This is a genomic window from Streptomyces sp. NBC_00075 (assembly GCF_045041225.1).
Lineage (GTDB): Bacteria > Actinomycetota > Actinomycetes > Streptomycetales > Streptomycetaceae > Streptomyces > Streptomyces adonidis.
Genome location: NZ_CP108243.1, coordinates 2081719 through 2101837, shown reverse-complemented (window position 1 = coordinate 2101837; position 20119 = coordinate 2081719). Strand labels below are relative to the sequence as shown.

Sequence of the window (20119 nt, the reverse complement as noted above, 5' to 3'; positions counted from 1 at the left end):
AGATTGCGGCGTCAGTGCTGGACCACGGTGTGCCGTTCCTGTGCCGCCTAACCTGGGGCCATGTCGGAGATCCCCTTCACGGAAGCCGAAGTGCGTGAGGTCCTGGGCCCGTTCGCCGGGCCCATGTTCTTCGCGACGAACACGCACAACCCGAAGAACGGCGTCACGGCAGGCGTATGGACGGTGAGCGCCGGTGAGAGGCACGCGGTCCTGAAGGTCCTCACCCGTCGGAAGCAGTCGGAGGCCGGTTGGGCGGCCTCCGACGACCCACGGCACTGGAACTACTGGCGCCGCGAGGCCCACGTGTACGAGTCGGGGCTGGCGCAGGCATGGCGGTTGTACGGCATCCGGGCACCCCGTCTGCTGGCCTGCGCGGAACGCGCGGACGGCGATGTCGCGCTGTGGCTGGAGCGCCTCCGGGGCAGACCGGCCACGAGGTGGCGCATCCCGAGTCACGCAGCACACGCCCGCCGCCTGGGCGCGGCACAAGGAGCTGCTGAGGGCTCGGTGGGCGAGACGCCGGACCGGCCGTGGCTGTCACGCGGATTCCTACGGGAGTACATCGGCAGCAAGACACTCGGCCAGGAACTCCTGGACGACGACGAGGCCTGGCAACAGCCCCTGATCCGCGACCACTTCCCGCCGGGTCTGCGCAAGGACATGGTCCGGCTGCACCACGACCGCGAGTGGTTCCTGCACATCATGGAGACGTTGCCACGAGCCCTGAACCACCTCGACCACTGGCCGGCCAACCTCCGCACGACCGGCCGTAACAGCGCCCTGATCGACTGGTCCTTCACCGGAGACGGCGCGCTCGGCGAGGACATCGGCAACTACATCCCGGACACCTTCTTCGACCTGTTCCTGCCCGCCGCCCGCCTGCCCGAACTGGCGTCGGCGGTGTACGAGGCGTATGTGGAGGGGCTGCGCGAGGGTGGTTGGCGGGGCGACGAGCGGCTCGTACGGCTGGGGGTGTGCGCGTCGGCGGTCAAGTACGACTGGATCACCGGGCTGATGCTGGCGCGTGCGGGGGAGGAGCGGCAGGTCGGTTACGGGGGCGCGGAGGCGGTGTCCGCGGAACGGCTTTACCGGCAGCGGGGGTTGGTGCTCGCGTTTTTGGCGGGGTGGGCTGCGGAGGCGCGGGAGCTGGCGTTGGGGGTCGGGTTTCCGGGGCCGCCCAGCGGGCGTTGAGATCCTGATCATTCAGGGGCGAGGACCGGATCGCGGCCCCGCCACCGTCCCCCAGAACACGCTTATGAGGTGAGGTCCCGGGCGTGGGCAAGGGCTCCTTGGATGGTGCCGGAGAGTCTCCGGTGTCCCTCGGCGGAAGGAAGCTCGCTCTGCCAGGCGTCGACTGCCTGCCATCCGTGATCGGCCAGGGGAGGGACGGGCGCGTCGACTTTCAGGTTCGTCGGCGCTGCGGGCAGGCGCACCAGCAGTGTCGAGGTTCCCAGGGCAGCGGCGGCCGCGATGCCCTCGTATGCCAGGACCGGGACGCCGTAGGCGGCATGCAGGGGTGCGTGCGGAGCCAACTCGGTCAACCTGTCCAGGAGATCGGGGTGCGTGTGCAGCTGCCATTCGCCCAGCGCGTAGTCGTTCGGTCCGTGTGGCGGGGCGCCCTGCGCCCTCAGGAAGTCCAACAGCGTGGCGTTCTGGGGATGCTCCGTGCGTATCGACGGCAGGTCCAAGCGCATAGGCATGACCCTACGTCCGCCGTGAAAGCAAGCGCCGCCGGCAGCACATGCTCCGGGCCCGGATCGACGGCGCCGTGGGGGAAACCGACGACTCGGGCGGGCACGCAGAGCGTGATCACGCCGGTCATCCCGGAGTTGGCTCAGTAGCAGGCATCTTCAGACGCCTGCTGCTGAGAGAAGCCCGTACTTCAGTGCGTGGACCCGATCCACTGGAATGCGGCCCCTGTGCCCAACTCCCGGACGGTATTGAGCGGACCGATGTCATCGCCGATGAGGAAGTTCCCGTTCTGGTTCTGAATGCGGCCATCGTCGGCAGTCCAGAACTGTCCGGAACGGCCGCCTCCGCAGGGGCTCATCCAGACGGCGTTCAACTCGGTCGCGTTGTCCGTGGTGACGCAATTGCCGCTGTAGTTGTTCACCAGTCGGCGCATCGTGTGCCCCTGCCACGTGTTCGACTCCGAGCCCCAGTGGAAGAGCTGCGATGTGGTGTCGTAGCAGTCGATCGTTATGACGTATTCGTTGCTGCCCCATCCCCCCACGTTGAGGCACGAGCCATAGCCGTTCCGGTAGGACCAGTTGGTCGCTGCGGACGCCGGCGACAGGGCACCGGCCGTGGCGAGGGTGAGTGCGGCGAGCCCTGCGGGCACGGTCAGTCTCAGTTTGGTTCTCCAGGGTGACATGATCGGGAGAATGCCATGCCCCTGGTGAGATGCCGCTCAATGGAAGGTGCACTGCTCCTTAACGGTGTGAGTACTGCGGGGAGAGGGTGCGCACTTCGGGGGCGCCGACATGCCCGCTCAGTCCATGTCGTGCAGGGCCCAGACATGGAGCGCGTTCTCGGTGGCGGACTGGGTGTACCAAGTCCCGTCGCCGAGGGTCGTCGGGGGGCCGGACACGGGATACGGGTAGATCAGCTCGTCGGTGATTCGCATGGGCGCGGTGTCGACGAGCCAGTGTCGTCCCCGGCCGAATTCCTCGTCGCTCTCGACCGTGCCTACGACGGCGGTGCCTTCGTCGACGAAACCGCCGTAGTAGTCGAAGAAGGCTCCGGCCTCGTCGTCCTCTGGTTCCGTTTCGGGATGCCGGGGAACTGTGTCGGCGTTCAGCTCGGCCTCCACGGAGCCGTCGTCGACCCGATGGACGGCAAGGGTGTCCTGGTCGTGGGTCACGGTGAGCAGTCGGTCGCCGGACGGGCTCACCGCCATCAGGATGCGGTCCTCGTCATTGAAGCGATCGACCGTGAGGGTGCCTCCGTCCCAGCGGCCCCATCTGAGCGGGGACCCGTCCTGGCCCTCGCCGATACTCAGGCCCATCTGGCCCGGGTTCGGCGACATGTAGTGAAACGATCCGGCAGCCGCGGTGTCCGTCTCGGCGCGTGCGAGCGCCGATCCGTCCGCAGCATCGAGCACCAGCCATTCCTCTGCCGTCTCGCCGTTGTCGAGCCGGTCCTGCATCAGCGGGCCGCAGACGTGCGCCCAGACGAGCTTCCCGTCCGCGGAGAAACCGGCCGAGCCGCCGCTCGCATGCTGGTGATCATGGTCCTCCGCGTACTCCTCGAACGCCGAGTGTCCCGCGCAGCCTGCCCAGCACCGGTGCCTCAGCTCCCAGAGCACGCTCCCCGACCGGTCCACGGCCCGCAGCGCGTGAACCCCCGCGAAGACAGCCAGGTCCCCGGCGGGGGACACCGTGGCAGTGCCGAACCTGCGGGGCCAGGGAGCCGAAAAGGAAACCTCCGGAGCCGTTGCCCAGGCTGCGGCCGGCGGCCCGATCTCCTGTACGACCAGCTCCGTGTCGCCCCGCTGCACAAGCAGTCGCGTGGCGGCCGAATACACCAGGTAGGGGGCGTCATCGGCTCGCGAGAGCGAACGAGGGGCGGCGAGCGTGGCCACCAGGTGGACGGACTGGGGCACGGGGTCTCCTGAAGGGCGAGAACTGTCGGTTGCCACCGTACGGCGTACAGCTACGTCGTACGTCGACGGTACCGATCCGGTACCCCGGCAGTCCCGCAGTCCCGCAGTCCTTGCGACGACGGTGACTACGTGGCGTTCCTCTTCGTCAGCTCGTCGACGTAGTTGTACGCCGCGTTGCTCCCCTGCTTGCCGGGCGAGAGCTTCACGATCGCCTCGTCCTTCTCGGGGTTGCCAGTCAGGTAGGCCTCGGTCAGGACGTACGGCAGTCCGTCGACGCGGAAGCGGATACTGCCGTCGGGATACGCGCTCACCCGTACCTTCCGGCCGTCGGGAAGGCTCACGGTCTCGGTGAAGTGCGCCTTGAGCGGCTGATCGGCCATACGGACCCCCGGTCATACAGGCTCGACTGGTCGCACGAGAGTACAGCCCAGCGCGCAGTCGGGAGCAGGCGAAGTCCCTTGCCGGTGGCGCCGGTTCAGGTCGAGCCGCGCCCTACCGGTCCGCGCCCTACCAGTCCGTGCTCTACCGGCCCGTGCTCTACCGGTCGGCCTGCCGCATCCGGACGACCGCGACCCCACCCTCCAGATCCACCGTCGTCCGGTTCGGCGGCGCCCCGTCCTCCTCGTCGTCCCGCATCAGCAATGACGACTGTCGCTCCTTGAGTTCGTTCTGCTTGCCGGGTGAGAAGGTCGCGTGCAGCTGCTCGAACCCGGTCGCCGATATCTGGCCCTGCCGGGCGCTGTTCCGCCAGGGCAGCATTCCCGCTCGCCCGGCCCGCAGCAGTAGCTGATCCACGAAGGCCATGACGGTCAGCAGGATGACCAGCCCGGGCAGGGTCATGAGGACGGCGAATTCCATGCCCCCAGTATCCGGAGCGGGGGCCGGCACCGACAGGTCCCGGCCGCCCGGAGTCAGTCCTGCGCCGCGTGCCGCCCGCCCCGCCGCCTTCCGGTCCCGCTCCCGTGTCCCCGCACCTTCCGAGCCGCCGGAATCATCAGCCCCGCCAACAGCCCGACCGCCATCGCGTACGGCCACCATCCGAGCCCCGAACTGGCCGCCGCCGGAACGGAGTTGGTGTTCGAGTCGGCAGATGTCACCGAATCCGACCCCGACCCCGCCGCAGATCCCGAGCGGGCCCCCGAACTCGCCGTCGCCGACGCGCTCTTGGTGACCGCCGACAAGACCACGTCGTTGCCGTCGCCGCCCCGGTAACTGATCCGGTACGTCGTGGCGCCGAGCTTCAACGCGGCCCCCTCCTTCAGCCCGCTGAACGTACCCACTGTCTTCGCGCGCCCGGCATTGTCGAGCACCTTGATCGTGGGTGCGGAATCAGAGGCCGCTCCTGCCGCCGACAAGTCCAGCGCCCCCGCCAGCCGCACCGCCCCGCCGACCTTCAACGGCCGTCCGCGCAGCACCAGTTCGCCCTTCGCGGCCTGCGTGTATCCACCCGTCACCGTCAACCCGCCCGCGACCACGCCCTCGTTGGTCACCGAGCCCTTCACCGTCCCCGAACCAGTGAGTGTCTTCCGCACGCGCAGTCCCGCCGTGCCCACGTCGAGCCGTGCGCCCGTCGCCGTCAGCCGAATCGCCTTGCTGCTGGCCAGAGTTGCTCCGCCCCTGAGCGCCAGCGTCCCCTTCGATATCGTCGTGGTGCCGCCGTACGTCACTCCAGTCCCCGTGAGTGTCGTCGTCGCCGTGCCCGACTGCGTGAACGACCCGCTCCCCGTGATCCGCGAAAGCACCACACCCCGACTCGCGTTCCGTACCACCAACGAGCCGTTGTTCACGACCTTGTAGAGCGAACCCTTCGTGTACAGACCGCCGTCGCCGCCCGACTTTCCGCTGCCCAGGCGGAGTACCGCGCCCTTCTCGACCGTCGTCGAGCCGTCGTAGTACTGCACCGCCGCGAACGTGACGTCGTTGCCGCGCGTCCCCTTGATGACGATGTCCCCGGCGCCGGGCGCGGACAGCGTGTCGTGGAAGCGGCCGCCGCCTATCGGGGCGCCCAGCGTCACCGGGCCGTTGTAGTCGAACGTCAGGAGTGAACGCGCCCTCGCCGCCAGCAGGTTGATGTAGACCGTCTCGGCCGTACCCGGCATGAAGATCTTGTTCGTCGTGCCGTCGCCCCACTGGACGTTGGCGCCCTTGATGTTGGTACCGCGCTTGTTGACGTTCTTGCGGGCCGGCGTCCAGTTGAGGGCGGGGTCGCTCAGGGACGGGTTTGTGTCGCCGCCCTGGTTCGACCAGCTGTACTGGCCGGTCAGGATCACCTTCGAGCCCGGCCGGGACTGGACGTTGATGTCGCTGCCGTACTCGCGCTGGTAGAAGTCCATCCCCATCGTGACCGTCTGGCCGAGCGGGGTGTCGACCGTCCAGGTGCCCTGGTTCAGGACCTTGCGCACACGGGGGAGCGACGTCGCGAACTCCGGTCGCCCCGCGTTCACTTGGGTGCCGTTGTCGATCACCCCGGAGAAGGGGTGAGTGCCCGAGAGGTCCCAGGTGCCCCAGAGGAAACGAGGCTGGGACAGCAGGCCACTGCCGCTGATCGTGCCGAGGTTGTACGCGCTCTTCAGGGACAGGCGCAGCGTGCCGTCGACCCTGATGTTGTCCTGGTTCAGGCGGAACGCCGGGGTGTTGTACGGGAAGTGGCCGATCAGGCCGGTCGTGCCGCCGTTGCCGTACTGGAGCGTGGCTCCCCGTTCCACCGTCACCGCCGGTGGGTCGGGGTTCGTCACCGTGACGTACGGGTGGTTGCCGCCGGGGATGCCGACCTGCTGGCCCTGCCGGGACCTGGGCAGCGTGAAGTCGCTGTCCTTCGTCAGGATCAGGGTGCCCGTGCCGCGCACGGTGAGGGTGCCCTCGCCGCGGAAGACACCGTCGTACGTCGTCGTCCCGGCGGGCACCCTCACCACCGTGTCGCCGGTGAGGGTGACGTCCCGGCCGGCGAGTACGTCGGCGGTGGCGTCCCGGGGGCCGGCCGCCGAGGCGGGCGGGGCGCCGAGCAGGAGGGCGGTCATCGCGAGGGCCGCGGCAGCGGTCGCCGACCTTCGGGCGGGGCTGGTGATGGGGGAGTGGCTGTGCACATCGCCGGAGACGGAACGGACTCCCGGGTAATAACAGAAAGTTGATCGGCCGTTTTGGTCTCTCCCGACCCGTTGACCTTCCCGTAACACACGCTTACCTTTTCGGCGTTCGGAATGACAGATCTTGTTCGTAATTACGAACGTTTCTCGTGTCAACCCCCACATACGCACACACGCCAACATCTCGCGCCCCACCCCCGAGAGGCAGCCCGTATGAGCCGCGCCGACCATCGTCCGTCCGCTGACTCCCCCCTCCCCTCCGCCCGGAGAACCCTGCTGAAGGGCGCCCTCGCCGCAGGCGCCCTGGTGACCGTCCCCGGCATCGGCGGCACCGCGCATGCCGCCACCGCCCCGGCCGGCACCCCCTGTGCCACGGCCGCCCCCTACGCCAACCCCCTCGTCCGCAACCGCGCCGACCCCCACATCCACCGCCACACCGACGGCCGTTACTACTTCACGGCCACCGCCCCCGAGTACGACCGCATCATCCTGCGCCGCTCCCGCACCATCCGGGGGATCGCGACCGCCGACGAGTCCGTCATCTGGCGCAAGCACGCGACCGGGGTCATGGGCGCGCACATCTGGGCGCCGGAGATCCACCACATCGACGGCAAGTGGTACGTCTACTTCGCCTCCGCGCCCGCCGAGGCCATCTGGGACATCCGGATCTGGGTGCTGGAGAACGCCAACCCCGATCCCTTCAAGGGGACTTGGGTCGAGCGCGGGCAGCTGAAGACCGCCTGGGAGACCTTCTCCCTCGACGCCACCACCTTCACCCACCGCGGCTCCCGCTACCTCGCCTGGGCGCAGCACGAGCCCGGCATGGACAACAACACCGCCGTCTGGCTGTCGAAGATGGCCGACCCCCTGACCCTGACGGGTCCTCAAATCAGGCTCACCACCCCGGAGTTCGACTGGGAGCGCATCGGCTACCGGGTCAACGAAGGGCCGTCGTTCATCAAGCGCAACGGCCGGATCTTCATGTCGTACTCGGCGAGCGCCACCGACTTCAACTACTGCATGGGCCTGCTGACCATCGACGCCCGCGCCGACCTCATGGACCCGGCCAACTGGACCAAGTCTCCGACCCCCGTCTTCACCAGCAACGACACGACCAAGCAGTACGGCCCCGGCCACAACTGCTTCACCGTCGCCGAGGACGGCCGTACCGACGTCCTCGTCTACCACGCACGGCAGTACAAGGACATCGTCGGCGACCCGCTCAACGACCCCAACCGCCACACCCGGGTGCAGAAGCTCGGCTGGAACACCGACGGCACCCCGGACTTCGGCATCCCCGTCGCCGACACACAGACAGGCACGCAGGTCAACTCACTCTTGGAGAGTGGCTCATGAGACGTGTGTACGCGGTTCTCCTCGCCCTCTGTCTGGCCCTGGCCGGCGCCCTCGCCACCGCCGGACCCGCCCAGGCCGCAGCCGTGACCATCACCAACGGCACCCAGTTCACCGACACTTCGGGCAGCCCCCTGCACGCCCACGGCGGCGGGGTCATCAAGGTCGGCTCCTACTACTACTGGTTCGGCGAGCACCGCAACGCCGACAACACCTTCCAGTACGTGGACGCCTACCGCTCCACCGACCTGAAGAACTGGGAGTTCCGCAACCACGTCCTGACGCAGTCCAGTTCCTCCGAACTCGCCACCGCCAACATCGAGCGGCCGAAGGTCATGTACAACGCGGCCACCGGCAAGTACGTGATGTGGATGCACAAGGAGAACGGCGCCGACTACAGCGAGGCCCGCGCGGCAGTCGCCGTGTCCGACACCGTCGACGGCAACTACACCTGGCAGGGCAGCTTCCGCCCGCTCGACACCCACATGTCCCGTGACATCACGGTGTTCGTGGACACCGACGGCACCGGGTACATGATCTCGGCCGCCCGCGAGAACTACGACCTCCAGATCTACAAGCTCACCGCCGACTACACCGGCATCGACAGCCTGGTCGCCGACCCCTGGCACGGCGGCCACCGCGAGGCGCCGGCCCTCTTCAAGCGCAACGGCGTCTACTTCATGCTGACTTCGGGCGCCACCGGCTGGAGCCCCAACCAGCAGCAGTACGCCACCGCGACCAGCATCACCGGCCCGTGGACGGCCATGGCCAACGTCGGCGACTCGACGACGTACGGCTCGCAGACCGCGTACGTCCTTCCCGTGCAGGGGACTTCGGGCACCTCCTACCTCTACATGGGCGACCGCTGGGGCAACTCCTTCGGCGGCACCGTCAACGACTCCCGTTACGTCTGGCTGCCGTTGAGCTTCCCGACGACGACCACGATGTCCATGTCCTGGTCCCCCGAGGTCACTCTCGACACGGCCACCGGCACGATCACCGGTACCAGCGCCACGTACAACACGCTGATCGCCCGCCACTCCTCGAAGTGCGCGGACGTGACCAGCCAGTCGCTGTGGGCGGGTGCCCAGATCAAGCAGTACGACTGCAACAGTGGCAACAACCAGAAGTTCTGGTTCAGGTCGGTCGACAGCGGCTACTACCAACTGGTCGGCCGGGGCAGCTCGTTGTGCGTGACCGAGGGAGCCACCACCGTCACCCAGGAGAACTGCGGCACGTCGGCCACCAACCAGCAGTGGTCGGTGACCACTTCGGGCAGCTACGTCCTGCTCAAGTCCCGCGCCACCGGTGAGTGCCTGGACGTGAACGGCGCGTCCACCGCCAACGGTGCCGCACTGATCACGTACACCTGCAACGGAGGCACCAACCAGCAGTGGACGCGCGGTACCTGAACATCCGTTGATACGCTTGATCGTCTGGAGAGTGCTTCTTTCCGTGCAGTCGACAGGACCCTGAACAAGTCCTGTCGTTGCAGGTCAGAAGCGCTCTCCGTTTATTTGACCAAGACATGGACGAGTACGCTCGGGAAAGCGCGAGGTGGGGGGTTTCGTGGTGGCAGGGGCGCACGACGGGCCACAGGAGCACGCCGACTCGGCGCCGTTCGTCAGCAGAGCCGCGGAGATCGGCCGGCTGGACTCCGTGCTGGCGCGGCTGGGGGCGGGTGGTCCGGCGGTCGTCGATGTCACCGGTGAGGCGGGTATCGGCAAGAGCCGGCTGCTGGTGGAGTTCTGTGCGCGGGCCCGCCGCCGGGGGCTGACCGTGCTGCGTGGCCGGGCCACGGAGTACGAGCGCCACAGCCCGTTCCGGCCGTTCGCCGACGCTTTCGCCGACCTCGACCGGCGAGCGCTGGCGGCCTTTCCGGCGCTGTCGGAGCTCTCCCCGGTTCTGCGAGGCGAGGCCGAAGAACCGGGGAGGCCGGGTGCCGGTGACCGTTTCGGCCTGTACCAGGCGACGGCGGCCGTGCTGGGGCGTGTCGGCGGCGCGGGGCTGGTGGTGATGCTGGACGACCTGCACTGGGCGGACCCGGCGTCGCTGGAGCTCGTGGACCACCTCGTCCGGCACCCGGTGCCGGCTCCGTTGCTGCTCGTCGTCTCACGACGTGACCGTCAGATACCGGCGGGGGTCGCCACCACGCTGGCCCGTGGTGTGGACACCGGAGCGGTGCTGCGGCTCGCGCTGGGGCCGCTGGGCGAACGCGACTGCGTCGAGGAACTGGCCTTCGACCTGCCACGTCCGCAGGCGGCCGAGCTGTACGCGGTGAGCGAGGGCAATCCGCTGTACTTCCTCGCGCTCCTCCAGGCCCGGCGCGGGGCCCGGCTGCCTCGGACGCCCTCCTCGACAGCCCCGGCCTCCGCCGTGCCGGGAGGGCGGAACATCCGGTCCGTCGACCTCAAGGCGTTGTTGATCGACGAGTTGTCGCCGCTGAGTCCGCTGGAGCGTCGGACGGTCGAGGCGGCTGCGGTCCTCGGAGACCAGGCCACTCCCGCCATGATCAGCGACCTCACCGGCTCCGGCGTGGCCGACACCGTCGAGGCGCTGCGCCGGCTGATGCGGCGCGATCTGGTGCGGCCGGGGCAGGGGGGACGCGGGCTGGTGTTGCGCCACCCGCTGATCCGGACGCTGGTCCACGAAGGCATCGACCCCTGGCGGCGCGAGGAGTTCCACCGCCGGGCGGCAGCGGAGCTGGCCCGGGCCGGCGCGTCCGTCGTCGAGCAGGCACACCATCTCGAACAGGCACTGACTCGCTGGGACCCGCAGGCGGCCACCGTACTCGTCGAGGCCGCCGAGCAGACCGCCATGACCGCTCCGGCCATCTCCGCCCACTGGCTGGAGGTCGTGCTGCGTCTCCTGCCGGACACCCCGGAGCACCGTTCCAGGCGCCGCGAACTGATGCTGCTGCGCGCCGAGGCGCTCGGCCTGACCGGCGGGTTGAGAGAGAGCCGGAAGCTGCTGCACCAGGCGATGGACATGCCGGGTGAGGACGACGACGCCGTCCGCACGTCCGCGGTCGCCCTGTGCGCCCTGATGGAGCGCCGGCTCGGCCGCTACCCGGAGAGCGACGCGCTACTGCGCCGCGAACTGGCCCGGACGCCTGGACGACCGGCTGCCCAGACGGTCGAGCTACGCCTCGGACTGGGTTTCTCCGCGCTGTCCGCCGCCCGCTACCCGGACGTGCGCGCGGAGGTCACCGAGGCTCTGGCGACCGCACGTTCCCTCGGCGACGAGGTCCGCGAGGTGCGCGCCCTGGCGCTGGTCGCCATGGGCGAGGCGTACGAGGGCGACATGGCCGCGGCCCGCGGCTTCGCCGAACCCGCGGCCCAGCTGGCGGACGCGCTGACCGACGACGACCTCGCCGGCCTGTGCGACCCCCTGTCCAGACTGGCCTGGGCCGAGGTGTTCCTGGAGAACTACACCACCGCGGAACGGCATGCCGACCGCGGACTGGAGATCGCCCGACGGACCGGCCAGCTCTATCTGCTGCCACAGTTCCTGCTGTGCAAGGCCCACGTCCACTTCCACACCTGCCGGATCACCACGGCGTTGGAACTGGCCGACGAGGCCGAGCCCATCGCGCGGGCCCTCGGCAGCGGCGAACTGCTCGCCTTCACCCTGGGGTTCAGATCCCAGATCCTGTTGCAGGCACGCCCGCCGGGCGATCCCGGCGCACTGGCCGTCGCCGAGGAGGCAGCGGCCGCCGCCGGTACGAGCGACAGTTGGTGGGCGTCACTGGCCTCGTGCATGCTCGCCTACGCCGCGTACATGGCCGGTGATCCGCACCGGGTACGGGACGTCCTGCTGCGGGCGGGCGGCGGAAGCGACCTGCGGCGGCTGCAGCCCTCGGTACGGCCCAACTTCCTGGAACTGCTCACGGTTGCCGCACTCGGCACCGGTGACGTGGAAGAAGCCGAACGCTGGGCAGAGCGCGCCCACAAGGAAGCCGAACAGCTCCATCTGCCGGCCCAGCGCGGAGCAGCGCTGCGCAGCCACGCCCAGATCGCGGCACACCGCGGCGACACGGCAGCGGCGGCCCGGCTGTTCGCCGAAGCCGCAGCGGAGAGCGTACGGTCCGGGGCAGTACTGCGGGAGGCGCAGTCCCTGCTGCTCGGCGCCCCCCTCGCGAAGGCCGCCGGAGACGGCCCCCGCGCGGCCGCCATGTGGCACCGGGGGTCCCGCCTGGCCTCTCAGGGCGGAGCACGACTGCTGGCAGGCCTGGCCGAACTGGTGCACCCGGCGGTGTTCGAGGGCTCAGCCACACCGGTCGAACAACTCGAACAACTCGACCAGGCCGACAGCCTGGCCGCGTTGACCCGGCGCGAGCGGGAGATCGCCGAGCTGGTTGCCGTCGGCCTCACCAGCCAGGCGATCGCCACCAAGCTCTATCTCAGCCGACGCACCGTCGAGAGCCACCTCAGCCGGATCTACCGCAAGACGGCAGCGCCCTCCCGCGCGGCGCTGGCGTCCATGGTGGCCGGCAGAGGCCGAAGCCAGAGGCCATGAAGGTACGGCTGTACCTGCGTATCGAATTGCGTAATCTCACCGAAGTTTTCAGGGGCGGGCCCTGGGAGCGTAGGCACCCATGTGTCGCTGTCCAGCGGTGGGGAAGAGGTACTTTTCGTGTCAACCCGGGTTCGTTTCCTTGCAGGCTTCGGAGCGGCCGCACTGGCGCTGTCCCTCGCCGCGTGCGGCTCTGAAGCGGACGAGGCGCGAAACGCCACGGGCTCGCCGACCGTCGACGGAACGACTGCCGACGGAACGGCGGCCGATGCGGGCTCGCAGGATTGCCCCGACAGGCACGAAGCAACCGTCGAGGACGACGTGTTCGGCGGTACGGCAGACATCGACCTCTGCGCGCTTCCCGACATCCACAGGACGACCCTCAGCGCCTCGTGGGCGCGCGTCAGCGGGGTTCCGGACGCATTCAGGATTCCGCTGAACCTCGCGCCGGTCTCCTGCGCGAGCGACTCCGAAGACAGTTGCAAGCAGACCAGGGTCCTCGTCGATGAGCGCGACACCTGCAACAGTCCCGAGCCGGACTGCCACCCGCAGCGGGGCGAAGAACTGTCCGTGGTGTGCTCGGTCAAGGATCCGGCGGGGGCGTCCACCGTGTGGTACGGCGTGCTGCTCAACAAGCGGTTGCTGGCCACGGGAGGGCAGAACAGCGACTCCAGCCCTCAGCACTACACCGACAAGGGCAGCAGGCCCATCGGCTACATAGACGCGAAGAACGTCAACAAGGTGTCGGGTGACCTGCCCACCTGTGACGGCACCGTGCTGCACGGCAAGTGGGCCCGCAGTCTCGCCCAGTTGGAGGGTGTGGAGGCCGTCTCATGAGTCGAGCGGAGCCGTCGGGGGTCGCAGGGCGGGGACCGGGGCGGCTGACATGAGCGAGGGGACGTGGATCGCCGCCGGCTGGCTGCTGGCGTTCGCCGGGTTCAACGGGGCGCTGTTCGTGTCGTACTGGAAACGGACGCGGTCCGAGCGACGGTTCCTCAAGGAGGGCGAGGGCACGGACGTGGACCCGGTCCAGGCGGCCTGGTGGCTCGGCGCCTCCTGGGAGAACGCGCCGGCACAGCAGGAGTGGTACGCCGCCGAGGTGGCCGTACGCCTGCTGATCGCGGCCGGAGACGCCAAGGTCGACAGGGACGGCCGGGTCACCCTGACACACAGGCGGTCCCGATGGCGCGCGGACCCGGTTCGCGCGGCGCTGGTGGCCGGCCTGCGCCGGCACGGGAGCGCCACGGTCTTCGAACTCCGCACCGAGCCGCGCTTCGAGAGGTTCCGGACGGTCCTGGAATCGCGTCGCGCCCCCCTGCGCGAACGGTTCGGCAGATACCGCGTGCCTGCTGTGACCGCCGCCTTCACGGTGGCTTTCTGCATGGCCATACACGCGATGGGCAGGCGCCAGGGTGTGCCGGGCCTGCCCGACCAGGACCCGGGGTGGTGGACGATCGTGTGGATGCCGGTGTGGGCCGTCCTGGCCTCTCTCACGGCGCTGTGGCCGCCGGAGTCGTCCCGCCCCTGGCCCCGGTTCACCCGCCGCTGTCGCGTCGCCGTCTCGCAGGCGCTGGCCGACGAGAGCGCGGAGACCGATTTCAGGGTCTCGCGGGCCGTGTTCTCTCCGCCCGGTCGGCGCGAGAGGAGGTCCGGTGCGGGCGGCCGCAGGCCCCCGCGGTCGCCCCGCTCCCGCAAGGGACCGGGAGACGTCGACGACGGTCTCGACGGTCTGGCGGACATGGACACGTACGGCGGCGGTGGCAGCGGCGACTTCGGGGGCGGCGACTGACTTCTCGGGTGCCGGACAGAGCCCCGCACGACGGTACCCGGCACCACTGACACGGCGCCGGGTACCGTCCGCCGGATTCAGCTCAGCAGGTCCAGCGCGTCGATCGCCGTCCCCGCACTGAGATAGGAGGTCGTCCCCGACCCGCTCACCACGTTGATCTTGAGCACGTTGTACTGACTGGTGTCCGTGAGCCACGCGCTCGCCGGGACGCTGTAGGTGAACGTGTTGTTGTTCCCCCGGTAGGACCCGTTGGTCAGGGACCGGGTGTTCGGCTGGGTGGGCGGGGAGGGGATGGCCGATGTCCAGGTGTCGTTGACGACGACCTGCGGCCTACCGTTCGCGTAGGCCGTCGTCACCCCGATGCGCAGGGTGTGCGCGGCGGCGGCCTGCGCCGCGGTCAGCTTGAAGTACACCAGCAGACCGCTGTTGACGTCCTTCCAGATGTAGCAGGGGAAGGCCGAGGTCTCACTGCCGCTGCCGATCACCACGTTGCCGGTCCAGGAGGCTGCCCGGACGTCCGACGGATGCGCGTACGTCATCAGGTCGGCGTTCTTGAAGCCGCTCGGCGTGCCGTTCCAGTCGTTGATCCGCCAGATCGCGCTCGCGTTGCTCGGGTCGTTCGACGACGGGATCGCGATCGAGTTGAGCGTGGTCGTACCGCCGGCCGTGACCGTCACCGACGTGGTGTACACCGCCAGTTCACCCTTGAAGACGGTCAGCGTGTACGTACCCGGAAGGGCGCCCGTGACCGAGAAGTAGCCGTCGGAGGCGCGGGCCGAAGCCCAGTACTGCGCCGCCGAGTTGGCGATCCCGACCGTGTACGCGTACGCCGTGTTGCGCCCGGTGATCCCGACGCCCGCGACCCGGCCCCGGCCGCCCGCCGCGACGTAACCGGAGATGCCGAGCGAGTCCGCCCACGAGGTGGTGAGCGTGCCCGGGAACAGCGACGAGGAAGGTGTGCCGCCATCCGTGAAGGCGATGACGTACGGGCCCTGGAGACCGAACCGCTGGTCCTCGGTCTGGTTCTGGCCGTAGTACAGGATCTCGTACAGACCGCCGCCGTCCGCGCTCTGGTGGCGCAGGAGGGAACGGTAGAACGGGCCGCCGGACGCCTTCTCGTGGTTGCTGCGCACCACGTACAGGCCGACGCTGCCGGTCGTCCAGCCGACGTAGTTGTAGTCCATGACCCGCAGCTTCGAGTAGTGCTTCGAGCGGGTCTGGCCGTCGGACTTCGCGAAGACGTCCGAGGCCTCGATGGTGCTGTTCGTGTACGTGTACGAGTCCGGCTCGTCGTTGAGGAACAGGCCCGCCTTCACACGCAGGATGAACCGGGTCGCCGAGACCGAGGTGTCGGCCTTGTTGGTCCACAGGTAGACGTTGTTCTCGCCGCTGCGGGCCGCGTAGTAGTGCTTCAGCGTGCCGTACGTGACGCTGACCAGGATCGTCGAACCGGACTGCGCGATGGTCACCGTGGAGGTGCCGAGGCCGGACTCGATGTGCGAGTTCATGCCGCCGTAGCCCTGGTACTCCGTGCCCCGGTAGACCAGCGAGGACAGGTCGCCGTTGGACTTGCGGACCTTGAAGACGAGGTTGGCGCCGGTGTCGATGACGTAGTTCGTGCCGTCGTCGGTGTAGCCGAAGGTCGCCGCCTGCGCCGTGCCGGGGAGGGCGAGTCCGGCGGCGGTGGCCGTGGCGCCGAGGACGAGCGCACGGCGGCCGAGGTGGGGCCCGGCGTGTCTGTCGTTGGCTGAGGACATGTGGGGGTGCCTCCTTCGGAGGTGTGGGGGTGTGCGGGTGCGGGTCGTGGGGGGTGTGGTTTTCGGAAGAGTGACAGTTGAATCGATTTCGCGAAAGGGCTTTCGTTGTAAGGAAGTTGGCAGTTGTGTGAAATCGTGCAGACATCTAGAAAGCGCTTGTCGGACGATGTACGGTCCTGCCGCTGGGCCTTGTCGAGCGACGGAGGACTGCTGTGGGAACCGCGATGAGACGTTTCAACCGTGCCGTGCTGGCAGCCGTGACCCTGAGCACCGCCGCCGGTCTGTCGGCCGTGCCGGCCGCCGCCCACGCACGCCCTCCGCACGCCCTGGGCATCGCCAACTGCACAGCCACCGCATGCCACTTCGACGTCGCGCCCGGCACCTACGACGTACGGGTACTGCTCGGCGGTGAGGCCGCCGCCAGTACGGCCGTCAGCGGCGAGACCCGGCGCGCGCTGCTCCCGGAGACGGCCACGGCGGCCGGCGAGCGCGTGTCCCGCAGCTTCACCGTCGACGTCCGTACACCCGAGGGTGAACCGACCGGCCCCGAGGGCACCCCCGGCCTCGACCTGGTCCTCGGCGGCTCGGCGCCGGCCCTGGCCGACATCCGCGTGACCCCGGCAAGCCGCCACACCCGGCAGATCTTCCTCGTCGGCGACTCGACCGTCTGCGACCAGCCCGGCGACCCGTACACCGGCTGGGGCCAGCAGCTCCCGCAGTACCTCCGCAAGGGCCTGTCCGTCGCCAACTACGCGGACTCCGGGGAGAGTACGGTCACCTACCTCGCCAACTCCGCGCTCTTCCCGACCGTTCAGCCGTTGATCCGCCCCGGCGACCTGGTTCTCGTCCAACTCGCCCACAACGACAAGCAGACGGACGAACCGACGTACCGCGCGAACCTGGAGACACTCGTCGCGGGTATCCGCGAGCGAGGGGGGAACCCGGTACTGGTGACCCCGATCGTGCGCCGCTGGTTCAACGCCGACGGCACCCTGAACAACGGAACCGCCCTGCTGGTCAACGGACTTGGCGTCGACCATCCGGCGGTGATCCGGGCGGTGGCGGCGGCACAGGGGGTGCCGCTGATCGATCTCACGGCAAAGACGAAGGCGCTGGTGGAGTCCCTCGGGGTCGAGGGCTCCAAGGCGCTGTACCTGTACAACGAGAAGCGGGACAACACACACACGTCTGTCCATGGGGCCACGGTGTACGCGGAGTTGGTGCGCGACGAGCTGGTGGCGCAGCGGCTTGTTCCGCGGGGCGGGGTGCGTTAGGGGCCGTCGGCCCGGTAAGAGCCCCTGGGGCGTCTCGACCGGAACCGGGGCGCTCCAGGTTCTACCTCGCGCTGTGACTACTCGGGAGCCGCGACCAGTCGTACGGCGAGGCCCGTGACGACCGTGCCGCTGAAGATGTTGAGGCTGCGGGCGATGCGGCGGCTGCCTCGCAGTGCCGAGGAGAGGCGGCCGACGAGCAGACCGACCGAAGCGTCGACGGCGAAGCCGATCATGTCGGGGCCGGGGGCGACGCAGAGGGCCAGGGCGGCGGCGAGGAAGGCCGCGTACAGAGAGATGTCCACCATTGCGGTCATGCTCTGCGGTACGCGGCGGTCCGGCGATCGAATTTCGCGGGTCGGGACGCCCCATGCGTTGCTCGCGCGGCCGGTTCAGAGGGCCAGACGGGCGATCCGCAGCGTCGCGGTGGTCGGGGACGCGCCGTTCAGCGGGGTCGCGTACGTCGGGGTCACCGGTGCGTAGGCCCAGGTCAGGGAGCCGTTCTTCAGGACCGCTATGTCGCCGGTGATGCGCGCCTGCACGACCTTGTCCGGCGTCTTGTACACGCCGTTCCAGTCGATCAGCCGCAGATGCGTGCCCGTGAACGTGCCGGTGCAGGTGCCGCTCGCGCACTTGGCGTTCTTCAGGGACTCCCAGGAGACCAGCAGCCGGTCCTTGCCGTACGGGGCGACCCGGACGTTGACGTGTTCCGTACCCGGCGAGTTCGTCAGGTAAATGGCCTTGCCCGCAGGGGAGTTGCGGTTCTTGAGGAAGGACACCGCCGCCTGGTGCGTGCTCCACCTCGGCTTCACCGTCCAGCCCCGGCCGCTCGAGTCGTCCGGGTTCTTCGCTGCGGAGGCCGAGCCACGCGAACCGTACGCGGTGGCGTAGCGGCCCGTGGACGACTTCACCAGGTCACCGGTGCGGCCCGCGTACGTGCCGCCGCAGTAGCCCGCCCAGCACTGCTCGCGCTGCACGGCCGGGGCGTTGTCGGGGGCGCCGATGCCCGTCGACACGAACAGGCCCGAGCGCCAGTCGTCGAAGCAGAGGGAGGTGAAGGCGCCGGTGGTCTCGGCGTGCAGGGCGATGCCCTCGTTGTGGGAGCAGCCCCAGCCCCAACCGCCGCTGAGCTTCGCGCCCTTGGAGCTGAGGTACGACAGCTTGTCGCCGAAGTGGCCGTCGGCGAAGCCGCCCGCGCCGTGCACCACGAAGTAGGCGCCGTACTTGGTGCCGTTCCAGGTGAGCTGGCCGTCCAGGGTCGGCGACGTGTCGTTGGACGCGGTGCCGGTGAGCTTGGTCCGCCAGGCCTCCTTGCCCTGGGAGAAGCGGACCAGCGCCGCCGCCGTCTCCTTCCACTTGTTGGTGTCGGCGACCCGGGTGAGCAGCGCGAACCCGTCGTTGTGCGCGACCAGCCCGCCGACCTCCTTGGCGCCCTTGATGATCGCGTCGCCGCCCGCGCGCTTGCCCGCGGTGGTCAGCGGGGTCACGTGCACACCGTCCGAGGCCGGCCAGGCGACCCGGATCGTGCCGTTGGGCGCGACCGCTGTCGCCGTGCGCGTCCACTCACGCGTGTTGTTGTAACCGGCGGACACGTAGGGGAACTTGGCCGGCAGCGTCACCGAGGTGGTCGTGATGGCGAGACCGGGCGTCGCCGTGGTCGCCGCCCCGGCGGTCGCGTACCAGGCGCCGGCGAGCAGCCCGGCCGCCGCGAGCCCGCCGATCAGGGGCTTGCGGGCCGCGTGGGTGCGGCGATGGGCGGAGGTGCGGGGGAGTGGTGCTGAAGTCATGCCTGTCTGTTGCCGGGGAGAGGGGAAAGGTTGCCGCCGGATGGGACGGGTTTTTCGTAGCCGGATCGGACAGGTTCTTCGCAGCGGCGCGGTACGGTTCGGCGGGCGCCGAACGGTCGCGCCCCTACCGTGACGGCATGACCCCCTCAGGCCCGGCCTCCGCCTTCGCCGCCCTCCACCACCGCGACGAGCCCCTCCTGCTCCCCAACGCCTGGGACCACGCCTCGGCCGTCGCCCTTGCAGCCCAGGGCTTCGCGGCGATCGGCACCACGAGTCTCGGCGTCGCCGCCGCCGTCGGACTGCCCGACGGTACGGCGGCCACGCGCGACCAGACCCTCCAACTCGCCCTGAATCTCGGTACGGAGGACTTCCTGCTGTCCGTCGACGCCGAGGGCGGCTTCAGTGAAGACCCGTGCCGGGTGGGGGAGTTCGCCCGGGAGCTGTCCGTCGTCGGCGCCGTCGGCATCAACCTGGAGGACGGAAACGGGGAGGGCGGCCCCGGACCGGTCGCCCTGCACGCCGCCAAGATCGCCGCCGTCAAGGCCGCCGCCCCGGACCTCTTCGTCAACGCCCGCACGGACACGTACTGGCTCGGCGACCGCCGGTCCCCCGACCTGGCCCGAGACACCATGGCCCGCCTCGACGCCTACCAACAGGCGGGCGCCGATGGGGTGTTCGTGCCCGGACTGACCGACCCGGAACAGATCGCCGCACTGGTCGAGCGCGTCGACGTGCCGCTCAACATCCTCTACTCGCCCACGGGACCGACAGTCGCCCAGCTCGGCGACCTCGGTGTACGCCGTGTCAGCCTCGGTTCGCTTCTCTACCGGCGGGCGCTCGGCGCGGCCGTGGAGGCGCTCACCGACATCCGGGCCGGGCGGGTGCCGAAGGGCGAGGCACCCTCGTACGACGAAGTGGTGGCCCTCGGTCACCAGCGCCACGGATGCGCGTGACCGAACC

The 20119-nt window shown here is 69.4% G+C and carries 17 protein-coding genes; 8 read left to right on the top strand and 9 right to left on the bottom strand.

The window, feature by feature from the left end; genetic code table 11:
• The first annotated feature begins 60 nt into the window (after positions 1-60).
• Complete coding sequence (locus OG787_RS09015; RefSeq protein WP_405534841.1) at positions 61-1191, top strand: aminoglycoside phosphotransferase; 1131 nt, start codon at positions 61-63, stop codon at positions 1189-1191.
• A gap of 62 nt (positions 1192-1253) precedes the next feature.
• Here the strand turns inward: OG787_RS09015 and OG787_RS09010 are convergent, their stop codons facing one another.
• The 6 genes from OG787_RS09010 to OG787_RS08985 all read right to left on the bottom strand — a co-directional run bounded on the left by OG787_RS09010 (position 1254) and on the right by OG787_RS08985 (position 6621).
• Positions 1254-1694: a hypothetical protein gene (locus tag OG787_RS09010; protein WP_405534840.1), complete on the bottom strand. Its 441-nt coding sequence runs from the start codon at positions 1692-1694 to the stop codon at positions 1254-1256.
• A gap of 188 nt (positions 1695-1882) precedes the next feature.
• Complete coding sequence (locus tag OG787_RS09005) at positions 1883-2374, bottom strand: hypothetical protein (RefSeq protein WP_405534839.1); 492 nt, start codon at positions 2372-2374, stop codon at positions 1883-1885.
• Between the two features lie 117 nt (positions 2375-2491).
• The gene (locus OG787_RS09000) at positions 2492-3604 is read right to left on the bottom strand and encodes a hypothetical protein (RefSeq protein WP_405534838.1); all 1113 of its coding nucleotides are present in this window, start codon (positions 3602-3604) and stop codon (positions 2492-2494) included.
• Between the two features lie 125 nt (positions 3605-3729).
• Positions 3730-3984, bottom strand: coding sequence for a hypothetical protein (locus tag OG787_RS08995; protein WP_369030495.1), 255 nt, complete (start codon positions 3982-3984; stop codon positions 3730-3732).
• A gap of 157 nt (positions 3985-4141) precedes the next feature.
• Positions 4142-4462, bottom strand: coding sequence for a DUF6191 domain-containing protein (locus OG787_RS08990; protein WP_369030494.1), 321 nt, complete (start codon positions 4460-4462; stop codon positions 4142-4144).
• Between the two features lie 53 nt (positions 4463-4515).
• Positions 4516-6621 carry an autotransporter gene (locus OG787_RS08985; RefSeq protein ID WP_405540453.1) on the bottom strand — a complete coding sequence of 702 codons (2106 nt, stop codon included), beginning with the start codon at positions 6619-6621 and terminating at the stop codon, positions 4516-4518.
• Between the two features lie 279 nt (positions 6622-6900).
• Here OG787_RS08985 and OG787_RS08980 point away from each other — a divergent pair, with 279 nt between their 5' ends.
• The 5 genes from OG787_RS08980 (at position 6901) to OG787_RS08960 (ending at position 14344) form a co-directional block, all read left to right on the top strand.
• Positions 6901-8043 (top strand): family 43 glycosylhydrolase, encoded by a 1143-nt coding sequence (locus OG787_RS08980; RefSeq protein ID WP_405534837.1) that lies wholly within the window; start codon positions 6901-6903, stop codon positions 8041-8043.
• Positions 8040-9452, top strand: coding sequence for an RICIN domain-containing protein (locus OG787_RS08975; protein WP_369030492.1), 1413 nt, complete (start codon positions 8040-8042; stop codon positions 9450-9452). The genes OG787_RS08980 and OG787_RS08975 overlap by 4 nt, the downstream gene beginning before the upstream one ends.
• Before the next feature lie 157 nt (positions 9453-9609).
• Positions 9610-12558, top strand: coding sequence for an AAA family ATPase (locus OG787_RS08970; protein ID WP_405534836.1), 2949 nt, complete (start codon positions 9610-9612; stop codon positions 12556-12558).
• A 117-nt stretch (positions 12559-12675) separates the two neighbouring features.
• Positions 12676-13392, top strand: a complete 717-nt coding sequence (locus tag OG787_RS08965) for a hypothetical protein (protein WP_405534835.1) — start codon at positions 12676-12678, stop codon at positions 13390-13392.
• 49 nt (positions 13393-13441) lie between these two features.
• Positions 13442-14344, top strand: a complete 903-nt coding sequence (locus OG787_RS08960) for a hypothetical protein (RefSeq protein ID WP_405534834.1) — start codon at positions 13442-13444, stop codon at positions 14342-14344.
• 77 nt (positions 14345-14421) lie between these two features.
• On the opposite strand, the gene OG787_RS08955 is transcribed toward OG787_RS08960, so the two are convergent.
• On the bottom strand, positions 14422-16101 hold the full coding sequence (locus tag OG787_RS08955) for a rhamnogalacturonan lyase B N-terminal domain-containing protein (protein ID WP_405534833.1): 1680 nt from the start codon (positions 16099-16101) through the stop codon (positions 14422-14424).
• Positions 16102-16325: 224 nt separating this feature from the next.
• On the opposite strand from OG787_RS08955, the gene OG787_RS08950 reads away from it, so the two are divergent.
• Complete coding sequence (locus tag OG787_RS08950; RefSeq protein ID WP_369030486.1) at positions 16326-17375, top strand: rhamnogalacturonan acetylesterase; 1050 nt, start codon at positions 16326-16328, stop codon at positions 17373-17375.
• Positions 17376-17452: 77 nt separating this feature from the next.
• On the opposite strand, the gene OG787_RS08945 is transcribed toward OG787_RS08950, so the two are convergent.
• Entirely contained in the window at positions 17453-17680 is a 228-nt protein-coding gene (locus tag OG787_RS08945; protein ID WP_405534832.1) for a hypothetical protein, read from the bottom strand.
• Between the two features lie 84 nt (positions 17681-17764).
• Entirely contained in the window at positions 17765-19159 is a 1395-nt protein-coding gene (locus OG787_RS08940) for a hypothetical protein (RefSeq protein WP_405534831.1), read from the bottom strand.
• 137 nt (positions 19160-19296) lie between these two features.
• Between OG787_RS08940 and OG787_RS08935 the strand changes: the two genes are divergently transcribed.
• Positions 19297-20112, top strand: a complete 816-nt coding sequence (locus tag OG787_RS08935; protein ID WP_405534829.1) for an isocitrate lyase/phosphoenolpyruvate mutase family protein — start codon at positions 19297-19299, stop codon at positions 20110-20112.
• Positions 20113-20119: the final 7 nt, after the last annotated feature.